General features: G+C 70.6%; 12 protein-coding genes and 3 pseudogenes. 5 read left to right on the forward strand and 10 right to left on the reverse strand.

Annotated features, from left to right (window positions below; all coding sequences use genetic code 11):
- Nucleotides 1-20: 20 nt before the first annotated feature.
- A complete protein-coding gene (aroA, locus tag ACIA8X_RS06435; RefSeq protein ID WP_399457876.1) occupies nucleotides 21-1,274 on the reverse strand; it encodes a 3-phosphoshikimate 1-carboxyvinyltransferase in 1,254 nt (417 codons plus the stop codon).
- A 381-nt stretch (nucleotides 1,275-1,655) separates the two neighbouring features.
- Here aroA and ACIA8X_RS06440 point away from each other — a divergent pair, with 381 nt between their 5' ends.
- Both ACIA8X_RS06440 and ACIA8X_RS06445 read left to right on the forward strand, forming a co-directional pair.
- Nucleotides 1,656-3,524, forward strand: coding sequence for a glycoside hydrolase family 3 protein (locus tag ACIA8X_RS06440; protein ID WP_399457877.1), 1,869 nt, complete (start codon nucleotides 1,656-1,658; stop codon nucleotides 3,522-3,524).
- Nucleotides 3,525-3,665: 141 nt separating this feature from the next.
- Nucleotides 3,666-4,361 carry a hypothetical protein gene (locus ACIA8X_RS06445; protein WP_393451926.1) on the forward strand — a complete coding sequence of 232 codons (696 nt, stop codon included), beginning with the start codon at nucleotides 3,666-3,668 and terminating at the stop codon, nucleotides 4,359-4,361.
- Between the two features lie 12 nt (nucleotides 4,362-4,373).
- Here the strand turns inward: ACIA8X_RS06445 and ACIA8X_RS06450 are convergent, their stop codons facing one another.
- From ACIA8X_RS06450 to ACIA8X_RS06470, 5 genes are all read right to left on the reverse strand, one after another.
- Nucleotides 4,374-5,777 (reverse strand): S28 family serine protease, encoded by a 1,404-nt coding sequence (locus tag ACIA8X_RS06450; RefSeq protein WP_399457878.1) that lies wholly within the window; start codon nucleotides 5,775-5,777, stop codon nucleotides 4,374-4,376.
- Between the two features lie 92 nt (nucleotides 5,778-5,869).
- On the reverse strand, nucleotides 5,870-6,259 hold the full coding sequence (locus ACIA8X_RS06455) for a hypothetical protein (protein WP_393451933.1): 390 nt from the start codon (nucleotides 6,257-6,259) through the stop codon (nucleotides 5,870-5,872).
- Between the two features lie 104 nt (nucleotides 6,260-6,363).
- Nucleotides 6,364-10,098 carry an ABC transporter ATP-binding protein gene (locus tag ACIA8X_RS06460; protein WP_399457879.1) on the reverse strand — a complete coding sequence of 1,245 codons (3,735 nt, stop codon included), beginning with the start codon at nucleotides 10,096-10,098 and terminating at the stop codon, nucleotides 6,364-6,366.
- Between the two features lie 115 nt (nucleotides 10,099-10,213).
- Complete coding sequence (locus tag ACIA8X_RS06465; RefSeq protein ID WP_399457880.1) at nucleotides 10,214-11,254, reverse strand: esterase-like activity of phytase family protein; 1,041 nt, start codon at nucleotides 11,252-11,254, stop codon at nucleotides 10,214-10,216.
- Between the two features lie 53 nt (nucleotides 11,255-11,307).
- The gene (locus tag ACIA8X_RS06470; RefSeq protein WP_399457881.1) at nucleotides 11,308-12,219 is read right to left on the reverse strand and encodes a serine hydrolase; all 912 of its coding nucleotides are present in this window, start codon (nucleotides 12,217-12,219) and stop codon (nucleotides 11,308-11,310) included.
- 60 nt (nucleotides 12,220-12,279) lie between these two features.
- On the opposite strand from ACIA8X_RS06470, the gene ACIA8X_RS06475 reads away from it, so the two are divergent.
- Nucleotides 12,280-12,771 (forward strand): nucleotidyltransferase domain-containing protein, encoded by a 492-nt coding sequence (locus ACIA8X_RS06475; protein ID WP_399457882.1) that lies wholly within the window; start codon nucleotides 12,280-12,282, stop codon nucleotides 12,769-12,771.
- Here ACIA8X_RS06475 and ACIA8X_RS06480 read toward each other — a convergent pair.
- Nucleotides 12,772-13,132: pseudogene (locus tag ACIA8X_RS06480) on the reverse strand (hypothetical protein). It abuts the gene before it with no gap.
- A 249-nt stretch (nucleotides 13,133-13,381) separates the two neighbouring features.
- Here ACIA8X_RS06480 and ACIA8X_RS06485 point away from each other — a divergent pair.
- Nucleotides 13,382-13,744, forward strand: a pseudogene (locus tag ACIA8X_RS06485) (Scr1 family TA system antitoxin-like transcriptional regulator); the annotation flags it as partial.
- Between the two features lie 169 nt (nucleotides 13,745-13,913).
- Here ACIA8X_RS06485 and ACIA8X_RS06490 read toward each other — a convergent pair.
- The 3 genes and pseudogenes from ACIA8X_RS06490 to ACIA8X_RS06500 form a co-directional block, all read right to left on the reverse strand.
- Nucleotides 13,914-14,852 carry a sigma-70 family RNA polymerase sigma factor gene (locus ACIA8X_RS06490; protein ID WP_393451948.1) on the reverse strand — a complete coding sequence of 313 codons (939 nt, stop codon included), beginning with the start codon at nucleotides 14,850-14,852 and terminating at the stop codon, nucleotides 13,914-13,916.
- Nucleotides 14,853-14,862: 10 nt separating this feature from the next.
- Nucleotides 14,863-16,056, reverse strand: a complete 1,194-nt coding sequence (locus tag ACIA8X_RS06495; protein ID WP_393451951.1) for an NAD(P)/FAD-dependent oxidoreductase — start codon at nucleotides 16,054-16,056, stop codon at nucleotides 14,863-14,865.
- 212 nt (nucleotides 16,057-16,268) lie between these two features.
- Nucleotides 16,269-17,047 (reverse strand): annotated as a pseudogene (locus ACIA8X_RS06500) (transposase).
- A 191-nt stretch (nucleotides 17,048-17,238) separates the two neighbouring features.
- Between ACIA8X_RS06500 and ACIA8X_RS06505 the strand changes: the two are divergent.
- Entirely contained in the window at nucleotides 17,239-19,533 is a 2,295-nt protein-coding gene (locus tag ACIA8X_RS06505; RefSeq protein ID WP_399457883.1) for an ArnT family glycosyltransferase, read from the forward strand.
- Nucleotides 19,534-19,633 lie beyond the last annotated feature (100 nt).

Genomic DNA, 19,633 nt, shown 5'->3' on the forward strand with positions numbered 1-19,633 from the left:
CTCCGGGCGGCCCACCCTCGTCACCACCGCGCCCTCAGCGCCCCGAACTCCTCGTGGAAACCGGGGAAGGTCTTCCGTACGCAGCCGGGGTCGTCGAACGAAATCCCCGGCACCCGCAGCCCGGTCACGGCGAAGGACATGACGATGCGGTGGTCGCCGTACGACGTGATCTCCGCACCCGAGAGCCCACCGCCGAGCCCCGAAGGCGCGGCCCCCGGCCGGATCTCGATCCAGTCCGGCCCCGTCGCCACCTCCGCCCCCAGCCGCCGCAGATTCTCCGCGCACGCCTCCAGCCGGTCGCACTCCTTCACCCGCGTGTTCGCCACGTCCTCGATCCGCACCGGTCCGGAGGCGAACGGCGCGATGGCCGCGAGTGTCGGCATGGTGTCGGAGATGTCCCGCATGTTGACGGTGACGCCCCGCAGTTCGCCGGTCCCCCGGACCGTCGTGGCCTGCGCGCCCACCGACACCTCGGCGCCCATCCGGCGCAGTACGTCGACGAAGCCCAGGTCGCCCTGGAGCGCGCCCTCGCCGAGGCCCGGGACCGTCACCTCGCCGCCGGTGACGGCGGCGGCCGCGAAGAAGTAGCTCGCGGTCGACGCGTCGGGCTCGACGGCGTACGTCGTGGCGCGGTAGCCGCCGGGCGGGACGACGAAGACGTCGCCCTCGCGGCGCACCTCCACCCCGAAGGCCCGCATCATCGCGATCGTGATCTCGACGTACGGCACCGAGACCAGGTCGGTCACCGTGATCCGCAGGCCCGTGCGGGTCAGCGGCCCGAGCAGCAGCAGCGCGGTCAGGTACTGCGAGGACTGGCCCGCGTCCAGCGTCACCTCGCCGCCCTCGACGCCGGCCGCCGCGACCGTCAGAGGATGGTGGCCCTCCTGCTGCTCGTGCCGCAGGTCCACGCCGAGGTCGCGCAGGGCGCGGGTCAGCGGGAGCAGGGGGCGGCGGCGCATCTGGGGCGAGGCGTCGAAGCGGAACGTGCCGTGGCCGGCCGCGGCCAGCGTCGGCAGGAAGCGGGCCGTGGTCGCGCCGTCGCGGCAGTAGACGTCCGCCTCGTCGACCGCGGGGCCCTGCGGGCGGCCGTCGACCTGCCAGGTGTCCGGGGTGCGGCCGACCCGGTACCCGAGCCGGGCCAGCCCTTCGGCGAAGCCCTCCGTGTCGTCGGAGCGCAGCGGCCGTACGAGGGTGGTGACACCGTCGGCCGCCGCCGCGAGGAAGAGGGCGCGGGCGGTGATGGACTTGGAACCGGGGATGTCGACTACGGGCATACCCTCATGATCGCCCGGCCCCCGACCCCGGCGCCGCCACGTCCACGGGATGGACCCACCCGCCCCCCAGACCCCCGCCTCACCAACTTCGCGGATTCCGGCCATACCGGGAACCCAGCCCCACCCCCGCTCGTCCAACCCGCAAGCTGCCGGAGAGTCACCTTGGTGCGGTGTCGGCCCTCGCTGCTGGCTGCGATCGCTGACCACCCTCTCCGCCGTGCCACGGCCGGCAGCACGCCGTCATCGGCGCGCCCCCCTCCAACTGCGCCGATGGCGGCCCCTTGTTGGTTACGGTTCGTTCCCTTGACTGGCAGAAACTTCCCGGTTATTGGTGACTTCTCGGAAGTTTCCTTCAGCGCACCACCTCCGGAAGGAGCGCACGTGCCCGACACCAGCACGGGAAGCAAGGGAAGCAAGGAAAGCACCGCAACACCTTCAAGACGTACGGTTCTCGCGGCCACCGCCGGCGTCACCACCGCCCTGGCCGTCGCCGGCCCCGCCCGCGCCGCATCACCCACCCCCGACGACCGAAAACTCCGCGCCCTCATCGCCCGGATGACCTTGCCGGAGAAGGTCGGCCAGCTCTTCGTCATGCGGGTCTACGGCCACTCCGCCACCGCCCCCGACCAGGCCGACATCGACGCCAACCTCAAGGAGATCGGCGTCCGCACGGCCGCCGAGCTGATCGCCAAGTACCGCGTGGGCGGCATCATCTACTTCACCTGGGCGCACAACACCCGCGACCCACACCAGATCGCCGACCTGTCGAACGGCATCCAGCGGGCGTCCCTCACCCAGCCCCGCGGCCTGCCCGTGCTCGTCTCGACCGACCAGGAGCACGGCATCGTCTGCCGCGTCGGCGAGCCCGCCACCCTCTTCCCGGGCGCCATGGCCATCGGAGCCGGCGGCTCACGCGCCGACGCCCGCACCCTCGGCCGTATCGCCGGACAGGAACTCAAGGCGCTCGGCATCCGGCAGAACTACTCCCCCGTGGCCGACGTGAACGTCAACCCGGCCAACCCGGTCATCGGCGTGCGCTCCTTCGGCTCGGAGCCCGACGCCGTGGCCGGCATGGTCGCCGCCGAGGTGGCCGGATACCAGCGATCGCGCGGCGACCGGCAAGTCGCGGCCACCGCCAAGCACTTCCCGGGCCACGGCGACACCGCCGTCGACAGCCACTACGGCTTCCCGGTCATCACCCACACCCGCGAGCAGTGGAACCGGCTCGACGCCCCGCCCTTCCGGGCGGCCATCCGCGCCGACATCGACTCGATCATGACCGCGCACATCATGGTCCCGGCCCTCGACGACTCCGGCGACCCGGCCACTCTCTCCCGCCCCATCCTCACCGGCATCCTGCGCGAGGAGCTCGGCTACGACGGGCTGGTGGTGACCGACTCCCTCGGCATGGAGGGCGTACGGACGAAGTACGGCGACGACCGCGTCCCCGTCCTCGCGCTCAAGGCGGGTGTGGACCAGCTGCTCAACCCGCCGTCGATCGACATCGCGTGGAACGCGGTCCTCAAGGCCGTCCAGGACGGCGAGTTGACCGAGGCGCGGCTCGACGAGTCGATCCTGCGGATCCTGCGGCTGAAGGCGAAGCTGCGGCTCTTCGAGGAGCCGTACGTCAGCCAGGGCGGCGTCGACCGCAACGTCGGCACCCCGTCCCACCTCAGGACAGCCGACCGCATCGCCGAGCGGACGACGACCCTGCTGGTCAACAACGGGTCCGTCCTCCCGCTGTCCCGCCGCACGCACCCCAAGCTCCTGGTCGTCGGTGCCGACCCGGCCTCCCCGTCCGGCACGACAGGACCTCCGACCGGCGTGCTCGCCGCCGCCCTCACCGAGCTGGGCTTCACGGCGACCGCCCTGTCGACCGGTACGGCACCCTCCGCCGACACCATCGCCCGGGCCGTCGAGGCGGCACGGAAGGCGGACGCGGTGGTGGTCGGGACGTACAACGTCACGGCGAGCAGCACGCAGAAGACCCTGGTCGAGCAGCTCCTCGCGACAGGGAAACCGGTGGCGGCGGTGGCGATCCGCAACCCGTACGACGTGGCCCAACTGCCCGCCGTCCCCGCCTACTTGGCGTCCTACTCCTGGACCGACGTCGAACTGCGGGCGGCCGCCCGGGTGATCGCCGGGCGGGTGTCCCCGCGGGGGAGGCTGCCGGTGCCGGTGCAGCGGGCGGACGATCCGACGCGGGTGCTGTATCCGGTCGGGCACGGACTGTCGTACGGGAGCAGGTAGCAGGCCGTAGCACTTTGGGCGTAGAGCCCGTACGCCGCACAACGGGCGCACTCACCCCCAACCGACGCAAAGGACCCCACACGTCTGGCGTGTGCCCGCCGCGACGGGCCACGCTGGAGGGGGGTAGTCGGGGGGAGTGCGATGCGCGAGAGAAGTGTGGCGGGGGTGGCCTGCGCGTTGCTGGCGCTGCTCGTTGTGTTGTTGACGGGGTGCCAGAGCCCGTCGGGGGCGGCAGAGGAGAAGGACGGGCGGCTCGGGGAGAGCGGGAGCTCAACCGGGAACGGGGACGGGAGCGGGAATGGGAACGGGAACGGGAACGGGCGGCCGATGACGCCGACCCGGCCCGCCGGATACGGCGAGGTGTTCCTCGGCGTCGACGAGTGCAGTTCCTTCGGTACGACGAGCTTCACCGAGGTGTCCTGCACCAGCGAACGGGCGGCGGCACGGGTCGTGGCCCGGCACGACGGCAGGGTGGGTGCCGGGCCGCTCTGCCCCGGAACCACCGACTTCGTCCTGCACATCACCGAACAGAGCCGCACCTCCGACGAGGACGGCGACGGCGCCATCCCCCAGGGCTACGCCTGCATGCGCAACCTCGCCTCCCCCCACCCCGGCGACCCCGGCGGCGGAGGAGGCCCCCGCACGATCGTCGGCGACTGCGTCTACAGCTCCGGCGACGGCCAGGTCCGCGAGACGTCGTGCGACGGCAAGGCCAAGCGCAAGCCGCAGTACAAGGTGACGAAGGCCGTCGACAAGCGGGCGAAGTGCCCGCTGTCGACGGCCCTGTACGTCCAACTGGGCGGCGAGAGGCCGGTGGGGTGCGCGCGGCCGGTGTGAGCCGCCCTGCCCTCACGGGCGCAGTTGCTGCTCCCTCTCGGCCCGGTCCAGCTTCGCGTCGAAGGCGGCCAGCGGCTTCGCCCCGTCCGCTTCCGTCGCCACGCCCGCCCAGTCCTGGATGCGATCCGTGGCCAGGGTCCGCTCCGTGTCCACCAGGCCCGCGACCCGCGCCCCGTGGTTGGCCCCGGGTGCCGTGAAGACGTAGGAGTCCTGCGCACCCTTGCCCACACGGAAGGGCTCCGCGCTCCACGGGTCGTTCTCGCCGTTGACGAAGAGCATGTGCCGGGCGTTGTGGCGGACCCAGGTGTCCACGTCACGCATGGCCCACGACTGGAACCTCATCGGGATGTCGCGCGGGACGAAGTGCCTCGGCGGAAGGTAGCCGTAGCGGATCAACTTCCGCTCGATGTGCGGGAACTGGATGGTCGCCGCGCCCAGCTGGGTGCCTGCCTGGTAGTAGTACGGCGTGTACGGCTCCAGGCCCTGGTCCGTGTAGGAGGCGAACCCCGTGATCGTGTCGATGGAGTTCCAGATCGCCTCGTCACCGGCCTGCGCCGCGTCCGCCGGGATCGTGTCGCAGTCGGACAGCAGGCTGTACTGCCAGAAGCCCCAGACGTAGTCCAGGACGACCGCCTCGTAGGCCTTGTCCAGGCTGCCGACCGTGTCGAAGGTGTAGCCGTGCTCCGCCGCGTAGGCCGCGTACCGCTTCGTCAGCGGCTCCCGGCGCACCAACGCCTCCCGCTGCACCGCGTTCAGCCGGTCCCGGCACTCCTTGGTGCCGACCTCGGCGAAGAAGCGGTCGTATGCCGCGTCCTCGTCGTTCACGACGTCGTTGGGGGCGACGTAGGCGACGACGCCGGCCATGTCACGGGGGTAGAACCGCTCGTAGTACGTGGCGGTCATGCCGCCCTTCGAGCCGCCCGTGGAGATCCAGTTCTTGTCGTAGACCTTGTTCAGCGCCTTGAAGATGCGGTGCTGGTCGCTCGCCGCCTGCCAGATGTCCAGCTTGGTCCAGTCGGCCGGCTGGGGCCGGGACGGTGTGAAGAAGCGATACTCCATGGAGATCTGGTTGCCGTCGACGATCTGCGTCGGCTCACGGCGACTCGGCGTCGTGGAGACGCTGTAGCCGCTCGTGTAGAAGACCGCCGGGCGGGAGACGTCCTTGTGCAGCACGGTGAGGCGCTGCTGGAACGTGCCCTTGGACGGGTACCGGTGGTCGACCGGCTGGGTGTAGTTGAGGACGAAGAAGCGGTAGCCGGGGTACGGCTTCTCCTCGATGAGGCTCATGCCCGGTATGGACAGCAGCCGTTCCTTGATGTCCGGCTCGGCGGCGGTGGCCGCCCCTGCCGTGGCCGTGCCGAGCGCGCCCATGAGCAGCGCGAGCGTCAGCAGCCATCTGAGGGTCTTGCGCGCCATGCACTCTCCCCTGAGAAGCGGATGTCCGGCGCAAGCTATCGGTCAACTCGCCACCGCAACAGGGGAGATGAAGCAATCTTCCAAGGGATGCGTCAGCAGAGTATCCAGCCCTTGCTCACCGACCCCCGCCCCACCCTGCCCTTCACCCACACACAGCGGTGCCCGGCATGGACGGTGACCGGACCGGCCCGGTAGCTGTACACACCCTCGTCCTTGACCGGGTTGGCTCGGTACGCCTGCACGCTGACCATCATCTTCTGCTCACGCCCGGGGTCCTTGGGGACGGTGACGGCGCAGATGTAGCCGCGCTTCTTGTAGACGTAGAGGGTGCCGGTGGTGAACGGGTACGTCCTGACCTTGCGCCCCTCGCACCGCGTGGGCGCGGCCTGCGCCTCGGCCGGGGCCGCGACCGCGAGCACTCCGGACGCGGTCAGCAACGCCAGGCCGACCGCCACTCGTCGGCGTATCGCACCACTGTCCACTGTGTTGTCCTCCCCGTACACCGGCAATGAGCGTACTGATGTACGGACGCACGGCGTATGCCGGGTGGTTGCACGACCGCCCCGGACGCGCGCCGTCACAGGACCTACCGGGCCGCTCCGACCGGCTCCTCCGGCTCGCTCTGCCCGAGGAAGGTCCGCCACAGCTCCGCATACCGCCCGCCCCGCGCCACCAGTTCCTCGTGCGTGCCGTCCTCCGCGACCCGCCCGTGGGCCATCAGCACGACCCGGTCCGCACGGGCGGCCGTGGTCAGGCGGTGGGCGACGACCAGGGTCGTACGGCGCCCCGCGACACGGTCCGTCGCCTGGTTGACCTGGGCCTCCGTGGCCAGGTCCAGGGCGGCCGTCGCCTCGTCGAGGAGCAGGATGTCGGGGTCGACCAGCTCGGCGCGGGCCAGCGCGATCAGCTGGCGTTGCCCGGCGGAGAGGTTGCGGCCGCGCTCGGCGACCTCGTGGAGGTAGCCGCCGTCGAGGGTGGCGATCATCTCGTGGGCGCCCACCGCGCGGGCCGCCGCCTCGACCTGGGCGTCGGTCGCCTCCGGACGGCCGTAGGCGATGGCGTCACGGACGGTGCCCTGGAAGAGGTACGCCTCCTGCGGGACGACGCCGAGCCGGTGCCGGTACGACGTGATGTCCAGGGAGCGCAGGTCCGTGCCGTCGACGGTGACGCGGCCGCCGGTCGGGTCGTAGAACCGCGCCACCAGCTTGACGAGGGTCGACTTGCCCGCGCCGGTCTCGCCGACGAACGCGACCGTCTGCCCCGCGGGTATCCGCAGATCGATCCCGCCGAGCGCCTCCTCGTCCTCCCCGTAGGCGAAGTGCACGTCCTCGAAGGCGACCTCGCCCCGCAGCGACAGCACCTCCAGCGGCTCCTCGGCCGCCTTCGTCGACGTCGGCTCCTGGAGCAGCTCCTGGATCCGGCCGAGGGAGACCGTGGCCTGCTGGTAGCCGTCGAAGACCTGGGAGAGCTGCTGGACCGGGGCGAAGAACAGGTCGATGTAGAGCAGGTACGCCACCAGCGCACCGGCCGTGAGGGTCGCGTCGTCGATCCGTCCTCCGCCGACGATCAGCACCGCCACCACGGCCGCCGACGACAGGAACTGCACGAAGGGGAAGTAGACGGAGATCAGCCACTGGCCCCGGATGCGGGCCTGCCGATAGCTGTCGCTGCGCTCGGCGAACCGCGCGGCGCCGTCCCGCTCGCGCCGGAAGGCCTGCACGATCCGCAGCCCGGACACCGACTCCTGGAGGTCGGCGTTCACCAACGACACCCGCTCACGGGCGAGCTCGTACGCCTTCACGCTCGCCCGGCGGAAGAAGAACGTGGCGACGATCAGCGGCGGCAGCGTCGCGAAGACGAACAGCGCGAGCTGGAGGTCGATCACCAGCAGGGCGCCCATGATGCCGAAGAAGGTGACGACCGAGACGAACGCGGTGACCAGACCGGTCTGCAGGAAGGTCGACAGCGCGTCGACGTCCGTCGTCATCCGCGTCATGATCCGGCCGGTCAGCTCCCGCTCGTAGTAGTCGAGCCCGAGCCGCTGGAGCTGGGCGAAGATCTTCAGGCGCAGGGAGTACAGGACGCGTTCGCCGGTGCGCCCGGTCATCCGGGTCTCCCCGATCTGCGCCACCCACTGGACGGTCACGGCGAGCAGGGCGAGGAGCGAGGCCGCCCAGACCGCGCCGAGGGCGGCCTGGGTGACACCCGAGTCGATGCCGTGCCGGATCAGGATGGGCAGCAGCAGCCCCATCCCCGCGTCCACGGCGACCAGGCCGAGGCTGATCAGCAGGGGCCGCCCGAATCCTCGGAGCAGCCTCTTGAGTCCGTACGACTCCTCCGACCGGACCGCGCGCGCCTCGTCGATGCCGGGCGTGTCGGCCGCCGGGGGCAGCGCCTCGACCTGGGCGAGGAGCTCCGGGGTGGCCGGTGACTCCACGAGAGCGAGATCCTTGCGCTCACGGTCGCCGGTCCACAGCCTCGGCGTCACGCCACGCTCGACGTCGAACTCGGCGTCCAGTTCGTCCCGTACGGAGGTGTCCTCGCGGGGACAGGCCGGCTGGGTGTGGCCGGGTGAGACGCCGCCGAGTTCGTCCGGGTCGGTGAGGAGGCGGCGGTAGAGGGCGGAGCGCTGCTGTAGTTCCTCGTGGGTGCCGATGTCGGCGAGGCGGCCCGCGTCGAGGACGGCGATGCGGTCGGCGAGGTTGAGGGTGGAGCGCCGGTGGGCGATCAGCAGGGTGGTCCGGCCCGCCATGACGTGCTGGAGCGCCTCGTGGATCTCGTGCTCGACACGGGCGTCCACCGCCGAGGTCGCGTCGTCGAGGACGAGGAGCCGGGGGTCGGTGAGGATCGCGCGGGCGAGCGCGACGCGCTGGCGCTGGCCGCCGGAGAGGGTGAGGCCGTGCTCGCCGACCTTGGTGTCGTAGCCGTCGGGCAGCTCCTCGATGAAACGGTCCGCCTGGGCGGCGCGCGCGGCGGCCTCGATCTGCTCGTCGGTCGCGTCGGGGCGGCCGTACGCGATGTTGCTGCGCACGGTGTCCGAGAAGAGGAACGAGTCCTCGGGCACCAGCCCGATCGCGGCCCGCAGCGAGTCGAAGGTCAGCTCGCGGACGTCGTGGCCGCCGATGAGGACGGCGCCGCGCGTGACGTCGTAGAAGCGCGGGAGGAGGAGCGAGACCGTGGACTTGCCGGAGCCGGAGGAGCCGACGACGGCGAGGGTCTCACCGGGGCGGATCTCGAAGCTGAGCCCGTCGAGGACGGGCCCGGCGGAGTCGTCGTAGCCGAAGGACACGTCGTCGAACTCGACGGTCGCGGGGGCGTCGGCGGGCAGCGTCTTGGTGCCCTCCTTGATCGACGGCTCGGTGTCGATCAGCTCCAAGACGCGTTCGGTACCGGCCCGCGCCTGCTGCCCGACGGTCAGCACCAGGGCGAGCATCCGGACCGGCCCGACCAGCTGGGCGAGGTAGGTGGAGAACGCGACGAACGTCCCGAGGGTGATGTGCCCGCGCACCGCCAGCCAGCCGCCGAGCGCGAGCATGGCGACCTGCCCGAGGGCGGGGACGGCCTGCAGCGCCGGGGTGTACCTGGAATTGAACCGGATGGTCCGCAGCCGTCCCGCGAAGAGCCGCCTGCTGACCTCCCTCAGCTTCCCGGTCTCCTGCTCCTCCTGCCCGAACCCCTTCACCACCCGTACGCCGCTGACGGCGCCGTCGACCACGCCCGCGACGGCCGCGGCCTGGGCCTGGGCGTACCAGGTGGAGGGGTGCAGCTTGGTCCGGCTGCGCTTGGCGATCCACCACAGGGCGGGGGCGACCGCGAGGGCCACCAGCGTCAGCGGCACCGACAGCCAGGCCATGACGACCAGGGAGATCAGGAAGAGCGCGAAGTTCCCGATGGTCATCGGGAGCATGAAGAGCAGGCTCTGGATCAGCTGGAGATCGCTGGTGGCGCGTCCGACGACCTGCCCGGTGGACAGCTCGTCCTGCCGTCGCCCGTCGAGCCGGGTGATCGTCCCGAACATCTCGGTCCGCAGATCGTGCTGGACGTCGAGGGCGAGGCGGCCGCCGTAGTAGCGGCGTATGTAGGTGAGGACGTAGACGGCGAGGGCGGCGGCTATGAGCAGGCCCGCCCACAGCGCCATGCCGCGGGTGTGGTCGCCGATGACATCGTCAATGATCACCTTGGTGATCAGCGGGACGAGCGCCATGACGGCCATACCCGCGAGCGAGGAGCCGAGGGCGAGGATCACGTCCTTGCGGTAGCGCCAGGCATAACCCCACAGCCGCCGGGCCCAGCCCCTCGTCTCCCCCTGCTGCGCTGCCACGCGGGTGCCCTCCGTTCGTCCTGATCTACCGGAAGGCACCAACGCGGACGGGCTCGGATTTCATCCCGCCGCAACAAACGGGGTGGTGCGAGGGGTGGTGCGAGGAGCGGTGCGCTCAGATGCGTACTCGCAGGTAATAGAACCGGGTCGTCTGTACGGCGTTCTGGTTGTCGTCGCTGACCAGCAGCACCTTCAGGCGCCCCTTCGAGTACCCCGTGATCGCCATGCCCTCGATGTTGTCGAGGAGCGGGTTCGGCTGGGGCTGCTTGGCGGTGGCGCCGAGGGACGGGCAGGCGGCGATGTCCGCGAGGAGGGTCTTCTTGATCAGACGTACGCCGTCCTGACCGGTCAGGTTCTCGATGCCGCTGGTGTCGGTGGCGCGGCGCGGGTCGGCCAGGTAGAGCCGGACCGTGTTGCCGACGCCGGAGGTGAAGCCGCGCTCCAGGACGAGGAGGCGGCCGTCGGGGGTCGCCTGGACCTCGGGGACGCCGAGGCCGGTGTCGGTGCGGTAGGCGTACTGGCGACCGAGCTCGAAGTGGCCGCCCTTGGTCCGCTTGGTCCGCTGCCAGGTCTGGAAGCGGACGATGCCCGCGCTGTCGCCGGCGAGGGCGTACTCCATCGACGCGAGCAGGGTGCGGCCGCCGGGGAGCAGGGTCAGCCCCTCGAAGGTGCCGTTGGAGACGGCGCGGCCGGCCGGGGCGACCTTCAGGGCGTCCGGCACGGGGAGGCGGTCGAGGATCCGGCCGTCGCGGGAGTAGCGGCGGACGGAGGGCTCGGTCTCGGAGGAGATCAGCCGGGTGCCGTCCCGGTCGACGACGAGGCCCTCGGAGTCGAGGGCGGCGCCGGTCTCGTCGGCGAGGGGGACTACGGACTTCGGCGCGAGGGTCCTGCCGTCCGGGCCGGAGTCCAGGCCGAAGAGGGCGGAACGGTCGGAGACGGCCGCGAGGGAGCCGTCCCGGTCGACGGCGAGCGCGGAGAAGTTGCCGACGAAGGTGCCGTCGTACGTCGTCTTGTCGAGCGCGTCGGAGAAGCGGTCGATGGAGACGGACGGGGAACAGGCGTTGCTCTGCACGGCGTTGGCGGGCCCGGCGGCGGACAGACAGGTGGTCGCCGCCAAGGACGCGGCGGCAGTCGCGAGTACGGTTCTCAGGCGCATGGGCGTCACCGTAGGACGGCACGGTGACGGACGGGAGACTGCCGCGTGAAGCGTCAGCTTGCCGCCAGGTCCCGGTGGATGACCTTGGCGACGCCCTGAATGGTCGTAATGCCGTAGTTCATGGTGCTGTTGCCATGAGAGAGCACCGTGATCATGTAGTCATGGCCGCCCCCCTTGAAGGCACCGACGCTGTGCACCCGCCAGCCGTTGGTGGCGCGCTGCAGCCAGCCGTTCTTGACCGCCACGGAGACACCGGACGGCACTCCGTACGGCGTACCCCAGCGCTGCGAGGAGACGACCTGCCCCATCAGCTTCAGGATGTAGGCGCGGGAGTTGTCGCTGAGCACCGCGTTCTTGGCCGTGATGAGCTTGAGCAGCTTCTGCTCGTCGGTGACGGTGATCTGGGTCAGGCCCCAGTAGCCGTTCGCGCCGGGCTTGGTCTGGGTCATGCCGGCGGCGGTGAGGAAGCCCTTGATCTTCGTCAGCCCGAGCTGCTTCCAGAGCGTGCTGGTCGCGGCGTTGTCCGACTTGGTGATCATGGCCTTGGCGAGGGAGACCTCGCGGTCGGTGAGGTACCGGTTCGTCTTCTTCGCGTCCCACAGCAGCGCGGCCAGCACGGTGACCTTGACGACGCTGGCGGAGTCGAAGGCCGTGGAGGAGCGCAGCGTGCACGTGGTGTTGGTGGAACGGTCGTACAGACCGACCGCGATCGTGCCCTTGCGGTTGGCGAGGGCGGCGGTGATGTCCTTCTTCAGCTTGTCCGCGAGACCGGCCTTGGCGGACGTACAGCTGACGGTGGGGGTGGTCGCCGCGACGGCGGGGGTGGCGGCGGCGAGGGACGGTATGAAGACGCCCGCGCCTACGCCTGCGGCGACGAGGGCTCTGGCACGTCTGGAAACGCCGCTTGACTTCTCGCGTCTCGGCTTCTCGCGTCTTGGCTTCTCGTTCGATGTCCCGTGAGTCATGCCCTGATGACTCACGAGGCCGAAGGAAAGGTTGTACGCGTGTGCAAGGTTAGGGATGTGATGACCGCTGATGAGGTGCTGTCCGTCCTGACCGTGCTGCGCTCGGCGCGGGCCGACGTCTGGATCGGTGGCGGCTGGGGCATCGACGCCCTCATCGGCGAGCAGACCCGCACCCATCGCGACCTGGATCTGATGCACCGCCGGGAGCAGGAGGACGCGGTGCTGGCGGCCCTGAACGCGGCGGGTTTCACCGAGACCCTGGACTGGCGCCCCGTCCGCTTCGTACTCACGGCCCCGGACGGACGGGAGATCGACCTCCACCCCCTGGTCTTCACCGAGGACGGCTCCGCGGAGCAGGCGTCATTCGAGCCGTCGCGCCCCTTCATCTATCCCTCCTCCTGCTTCGTGACGGGCACCATCGGCGGTGCGACGGTCCCGTGCCTGTCCGCCGAGCAGCAGGTCCACTTCCACCAGGGGTACGAGCCGACCGACCGCGATCGGCACGATATGGCTCAGCTGCGGAGTGTGTTCGGGATCGCCACGCATTTCTGATCACTGGCCGACGGAAGGCCCAGACCTGCGACACGGGACGGCGAGGCCGTCGTTGTACTCGGGCTCTTCACAGACGGGCACGGGCAGTCGCGCACCCCGGCTCTCCGCGATACGCAGGACATCGGTCAGCGCCTCGCTCATCCTGGCGAGCAGGAAGCGGAGCTGTGCGTATGTCACCCGGCGGTCGTCGTCGAGCATGTCGGCGCCGTGATCGAGGAGGTCGTCCGCCATCCCGAGCTGCACGCTCTCGACGGTGTCGGCGACGCGGGAGACATGGCCGGTGCCGTCGCTGACGAGGTAGCAGGGTTTGCCCCCCGGACCCCGTCCAGGGCAGCAGGCGCGCGTCGGTCACGCCGTTCATGTCGCCGGTCACTTGGTGCTCCTCACGACCACTGAGGGCATGCCGCACGATCCGATGCCGATCCCGGGGACGGCGAGCGGACGCGCCGTCTGCGGGGGCCTGGGCCGGGAGCCGGTGTGGTGAACGGTCGGCCCGTTGAGGCAGCGGCACGCATACCGGCGGGGGCGGGGGCGGGGGCGCATGCGGTGAAGCAGCGGTTCGAAGAACCGGCGGGCGATGGGGTGCCGCATGTAGTCGACTCCGTTCTGTAGCACGTACGGCGACTGGCTCAGGCAGCAGCGCGAAGCGGCGGGGCTGACGCAGGAGGAGCCGGCCGACCGGGCGTTCATGACGCGGTCGCACATCGCGCATATCGAGGCGGGGCGGCGGATGCCGTCGAAGGAGGATGCTCGGCGGCTGGACATGGCTCTGGGCACGGGGAATGTGCTGAGCAGTTTCCTGCCGCAGGACAACGAGGTGTCGATCGCCGACTACTTCGAGGCGGTGCGCGTACTCGAACAACAGGCGGTGATGATCCGCGAGTACGCGCTGGCGTACTTCCCGGGCATCCTTCAGACGAAGAGGTACGCACGTGCGGTGCTGGGCTCGGCGTTCCCTCCGGTGAGCGAGGAGCCCTGAACAGCGACAGCCCCGGAGCGCACCTATAGCTCAATGGGACGGTAAGCACTGTCCCGCAAACGGCTTCGGCTGTGACTTCGAGCGATGGGTGGCCAGGGGCGCTCTGATCCGCCCTGGTCAGCCCTCCGTGACGATTCGTAGTTGGCTTCTCCGGGGGCTCCGGTCACCATGCGTTGATGACCGGCGCGTCGGGTTCGTGCTGCCGCCAGGCCTCGTTGAGGCGCGCGAGCCGGTCTGCGGCGGCGATGCCGCGCAGCGACGCGACCTTGCCGTCGCTGACTTCGAACGCCACGGCGCCCACGACCCGGTCGTCGACCACGGCGAGGACGGCCGGGGAGCCGTTGACCAGCGCGATGTGCATCGCGGGCGAGCCGCCGGCAAGGCGCCGCTTCGCCGGCGTGGGCTTGAAGCCGGCCCGCACGAAGGAGGCGACCCGCTCGGGCGTCTTGAACCGCAGCAGCCGCCTGGCCAGTCCGGCGCCGTCCGAGACCGCGGTCACGTCGTCGGTGAGCAGCGCCACCAGCCGTTCGGTGCGCCCCGACATGGCGGCGGCGAGGAACTCCTCGACGACCCGGCGCGCGGACGCGGGGTCGGCCTCGCCGCCGCGGCGGCGCTCGGCGGTGACCCGGATCCGGGCCCGGTGGACATGCTGCTGGCTCGCGGACTCGGTGATGTCGAGGATCCCGGCGATCTCGGCGTGGCTGTACGAGAAAGCCTCACGCAGGACGTAGACGGCCCGTTCAACCGGCGCGAGCCGCTCCATCAGGGTCAGGACGGCGAGGGACACCGATTCGCGCTGCTCGAAGGTATCGGCTGGGCCGAGCATGGGGTCTCCCTCAAGGAGCGGCTCAGGCAACCAGGCACCGGCCGCTCGCTCGTGGCGCGCCTGCGCCGAGCGGAGCCGGTCGAGGCAGAGATTGGTGACGACCTTGGTCAGCCACGCTTCCGGCACGTCGACCCGTTCGCGGTCTGCGGCCTGCCAGCGCAGGAAGGTGTCCTGCACGGCGTCCTCAGCGTCGGCGGCCGAGCCGAGCAGACGGTACGCGAGCGAGGCCAGCCGGCCCCGGCTGGCCTCGAACCTATCGATGGCTGCGTTGTCCATGCGGAACAACCTATGCGGTGACCCTTGCACCGGCCCCCCGGTCAGGCGCGGTGGCCAGGCGGTGCTTGCGCTTCGGCATGCCGAAGGTCGGGTGGGCGATGCCCCACCCGGCCCCCTTGAGCACGCCCGACTTCAGCCGCGCGGCGGTTCGGCCGCCCAGGTACCAGGACTTCGACCGGACGTCCCGGTCCACCATCTGGAAGATCGCGTCCCGCCGCCCGAGGCTGATGTGGTTGCCGTGGTACTTCAGCCCGGTGGTCGGGACCTCGCTGCCCGTCAGGCGCGCAATGATCGCGGCGGTCGCCTGCATGTTGGTGAAGCCGGCCGAGGCGCAGGACATCGGCAGCGGCCGGCCGTTCTCGCCGATCGCGTAGGCGCAGTCACCGGCGGCGTAGACGTCCGGGTGGGAGACCGAGCGCATGGTGCGGTCGACGACGATCTGGCCGGTCTCGGCGACCTCCAGGCCGCTGGCGGCCGCGATGGGGTGCACGGCGAACCCGGCCGACCACACGGTCACGTCGGCGGGGATGGACCGACCGTCGGCGGCGATCGCCCGTGTCGGCTCGACGGCTTCGATGCCGGTGTGCTCGTGGACGGTGATGCCGAGCCGGTCGAAGGCATGGCGCAGGTGACGGCGGGCCTTCGGGGAAAGCCAGGCGCCCAGCTCGCCGCGGGCGGCGAGCGCGACCGAGAGGTCGGGCCGGGACTCGGCGAACTCGGTGGCGGTCTCGATGCCGGTCAGCCCCTCACCGACGATCAGCACGGTGCCGCCCTCGCCCAGGCCTGCCAGGCGCTCGCGCAGACGCAGCGCCGAGGACCGGCCGGTCACATCGAAGGCGTACTCGGTCACGCCGGGGACGCCGTGGTGGGCTACGGAGCTGCCGAGCGCGTAGAGAAGCGTGTCGTACGCGAGCTCGCCATCGCCGTCCTCGCCGGTCACGGCGACGGTCCTGCGCTCGGCGTCGACGCTGGTGACGCGCGCCAGGCGCAGCCGCACCCCGGTGCCCGCGAATACGTCGGCGAGCTTGCGGAACACAAGGTCCTGGCCGATCGCGAGCTGGTGGAGCCGCATCCGCTCAACGAAGTCGGGTACGGCGTTGACGACGGTGATCTCGGTGTCGGCGGGGGAGAGCCGGCGGGCCAGGTTTCCGGCGGCGAAGGCCCCGGCATATCCGGCGCCGAGTACGACGATGCGGTGCTTCATGGCGTTGCTCCTGTCTCGTTGGCTTGCCCTTCGAACGAGACGGCGCTCCGATTGCTGACAGGAGCCGGGTGTGACGCGGGTCACCGATAGAAGACGAGCGGCTGGGCCTCCGACAGACGCTTAGGCCTGTCTTGGGCAGTCGAAACGGGGCGATGGCCAATTATCGGTCGGCGTCACATCGGGCATGCTTGCTGACCTGGCTGATTGCTTGGTCATCCAGCGAGGGCAAGATTGTGCAGGCGGGTGATGCCGAGCATGGCGTGGAAAACGCCGTCGCCCTTGAGGCGCAGTCGCGCAGGATTTTCCAGGTCGTCGCGCGGGCGAAAGTATGCTCGACGCGGGCATGGACCTTGCGGTGGGAGGCGTTGTGCTCCTCCTTCCAGGCCGGGAGTTCGGCCTGGCCGCGTTCGCGGCGGTGCGGAATGACCAGGCCGGTGCCCCGGTAACCGCCGTCCGCGATGACCGTGGTGCGGCCGACGGCGTCTTTCACTCCGGACGACTCCCATGCCTTGCAGTCGTTGCGATTGCCAGGCAGCGGCCGACCGACGGTGACGACGAGCCGGGTGTCGGCATCGATCACAACCTGGTGGTTGGTCGAGTACCGGTAATTCTTCGACTGCTTGGCAACACTGTGATCACGCGTGGGGACCAGGGTGCCGTCCACGACCAGCACGGTGTCGACCAGCACGGTGTCCTTGCGGAACCGCTTGCGCCGCTGGAGGGCGAGCACGGGTCCGAGGTGGTCAATGATGCGGTGGGCCGCGGACATGGACACCCCGAACAGCTGCGCCGGCTGGCGCAGCGTCAGGTTCGTCCGCCAGTACGCGGCGACCAGCAGCACGCGGTCGTCAAGCGGCAGGCTCCACGGTCGACCCTTACGCACCGGATCTGCACCCTCGCGCCGCAACGCGGTGACCAGCCCGCAGAATTGACGCAGGCTCAGACCGGTGAACGGATCCGACCGTAATTGATCGCACTGACAACGACCCAGGGGCTCGCGCTTCGACTCCAGGCTTGACGTGATTTCAACCCCCGTATCTGCCGACTTGGCCGAGCGTCCCCGCCCGAGCACCTCCTTCGCGGACTCCCTGCGAGCCCCCTTTGCACGCCCCTTTGAGAATCCACAGCAAACAGCCAGGTCCGGCACAGCCCCCACCCACCCCCGCCGCACACGATGCCGGGGTGACATCAGCCACCGATCCCCACCCCCACACGACCGTGACCACCCCCGACGTGCCCCCGTCGGCCCCGGCCCCACCAGCCGCACCCCCGGACAAGGCACCGCGCTGGTCACTCCCCGCGCTGATCGCGATCCTGATCCTGGCGGCGGTGCTGTACTCCTGGAACCTGTCGGGGTCCAGCCTGAACAGCTTCTACAGCGCGGCCGTGCTGAGCGGTACGCAGAGCTGGAAGGCGTGGTTCTTCGGCTCGTTGGACGCGGGGAACTTCCTGACCGTCGACAAGCCGCCGTTCGCCCTGATGGTGATGGGCCTGTCGTGCCGGGTCTTCGGCTACGGCACCTGGCAGATGATGCTGCCGATGATCCTGGTCGCGCTGGCGACGATCTGGATCGTGCACGCCTCGGTGAAGCGGGTGTGGGGTCACGGCGCGGCGACGGTCGCCGCGCTGGTGCTGGCCCTGACGCCGATCACGGTCGCCATCAACCGTGACAACAACCCGGACACCCTGCTGGTGTTCCTGATGGCCGGCGGCGCGGCGCTCGCCCTGCGGGCCGTGCACAACGGCAAGTTGCTGCCGCTGATCGGCTCCGCGGTGTGCTTCGGGCTCGCCTTCAACACGAAGATGCTGCAGGGCTACATCGCGCTGCCCGCCGTCTTCGCCGTCTATCTCTACGCCGCGAAGCCGAAGCTCGTGAAGCGGATCGTCAATCTGCTCATCGCCGGTGTCGCCCTCGCCGTCTCCAGTTTCTGGTGGGCGGCCGCCGTCTCCCTCGTGCCCGCCGACGAACGTCCGTACATCGGCGGTTCGACGGACGGTACGGCCTGGGACCTGATCATGGGCTACAACGGCCTCGGCCGGATCCTCGGCGGCGAGGGCAACGGCGGAGGCGGCGGTGGCGGAGGCGGCGGCTTCTCCGGTACCGCCGGGATCGGCCGGCTGTTCAACGACACCCTCGGCGGCCAGATCTCCTGGCTGATCCCCTTCGCGGCCATCGCCTGCGTCGGCGGCATCGTCCTGTGCGGGCGCGCCCCGCGCACCGACCTCACCCGCGCCGCGCTGCTGCTCTGGGGCGGCTGGACCGCGCTGCACTACCTGACCTTCGCCATGGCCGAGGGCACGATGCACCCGTACTACACGACCGCGCTCGCCCCTGGCATCGCGGCCCTGTGCGGAGGCGGCGGCGTGATGCTGCTGCGCGCCTTCCGTGCCGACAAGCGGTGGGCGTGGGTGCTGCCGGCCGCACTCGCGGTCACGGCGATCTGGGCCGTCGTACTGCTGCGTCGGGCCTCCGGCTGGAACACCTGGCTGTGGCCTGCCATCGCCGTCGTCATGGCGCTGGCGATCGTGGGGCTGCTCGTCTTCCGGTCCGCGTCGGGGATGCGGATACGGCTGCTGGCGGCATCCGTGACGGCGGCGGTCGTCGCTGCCGTGGCGGGTCCGGCGGCGTACGCCTGGTCGGTGCCGTCCGGTTCGGGCGGTGGCGGCATGGGCGGCGGTACGAACCCGACGGCCGGGCCTTCGACGGGCAGCGGCTTCGGCGGTGGCCCCGGCGGGGGCGGTGGCGGCGGCCGGGGTGGCTTCGGCGGCGGCCAGAACACCCAGGCCGGCGGCCCGGGCGGCCAGAACGGCCAGCAGGGCGGCGGCCCCGGCGGCCAGCAGCAGGGCGGCCAGAACGGCGGCGGTCAGAACGGCGGCGGTCAGATGATGCCGGGCGGCGGGAACGGCGAACTTCCCGGCGGCCAGAGCGGCCAGAGTGGTCAGAACGGCCAGGCTCCCGGCGGCACCGGCACCGGCAACAGCAGCCAGCCCGGCAACATGGGCGGCGGCATGGGCGGCGGCGCGAACAGCGAGCTGATCTCCTACCTCAAGAAGCACCAGGACGGCGCCAAGTGGCTGCTGGCGGTGTCGAGTTCGCAGAGTGCCGCGCAGCTGATCGTCAGCAGCGGTGAGCCCGTCATCTCCATGTGGGGCTGGTCCGGCAGCGACAAGGCGATGACGCTGGCCAAGCTCAAGGAACTGGTGAAGAAGGGCGAGCTGCACTACATCCAGATCGGTGGCGGCGGCATGGGCGGCGGCCCCGGCGGCGGCAGCAGCGTCAGCTCCGAGGTCACGGAGTGGGTGCAGAAGAACGCGACGGCGGTGAAGGAGAGCGACTACAGCTCGACTTCCAGCTCGACCACGAACTCCGCCTCCGGCTCCAGCTCGACCACGAACTCGGACTCCGGCTCGGACAACTCCTCGCAGAACAACCAGTCGTCCACCATCTACCGGCTGGACCCCTCGGACCTCACCTGACCCCGACCGACTCCCCCTCAACGGCCCCCGGCTCACCAGCCGGGGGCCGTTTCGGCGTCAACTATCGCACCCATGCCCTGATTTGCCGTTTGACGTCACC

Source organism: Streptomyces sp. NPDC051738 (genome assembly GCF_044453205.1).
GTDB lineage: Bacteria > Actinomycetota > Actinomycetes > Streptomycetales > Streptomycetaceae > Streptomyces.

Coding starts and splice junctions, on each gene's coding strand:
- ACIA8X_RS06490 (WP_393451948.1), bottom strand. CDS start 14,852: ATGGACAACGCAGCCATCGATAGGTTCGAGGCCAGCCGGGGCCGGCTG.
- ACIA8X_RS06445 (WP_393451926.1), top strand. CDS start 3,666: ATGCGCGAGAGAAGTGTGGCGGGGGTGGCCTGCGCGTTGCTGGCGCTG.
- aroA (WP_399457876.1), bottom strand. CDS start 1,274: ATGCCCGTAGTCGACATCCCCGGTTCCAAGTCCATCACCGCCCGCGCC.
- ACIA8X_RS06465 (WP_399457880.1), bottom strand. CDS start 11,254: ATGCGCCTGAGAACCGTACTCGCGACTGCCGCCGCGTCCTTGGCGGCG.
- ACIA8X_RS06450 (WP_399457878.1), bottom strand. CDS start 5,777: ATGGCGCGCAAGACCCTCAGATGGCTGCTGACGCTCGCGCTGCTCATG.
- ACIA8X_RS06495 (WP_393451951.1), bottom strand. CDS start 16,056: ATGAAGCACCGCATCGTCGTACTCGGCGCCGGATATGCCGGGGCCTTC.
- ACIA8X_RS06470 (WP_399457881.1), bottom strand. CDS start 12,219: ATGACTCACGGGACATCGAACGAGAAGCCAAGACGCGAGAAGCCGAGA.
- ACIA8X_RS06475 (WP_399457882.1), top strand. CDS start 12,280: ATGACCGCTGATGAGGTGCTGTCCGTCCTGACCGTGCTGCGCTCGGCG.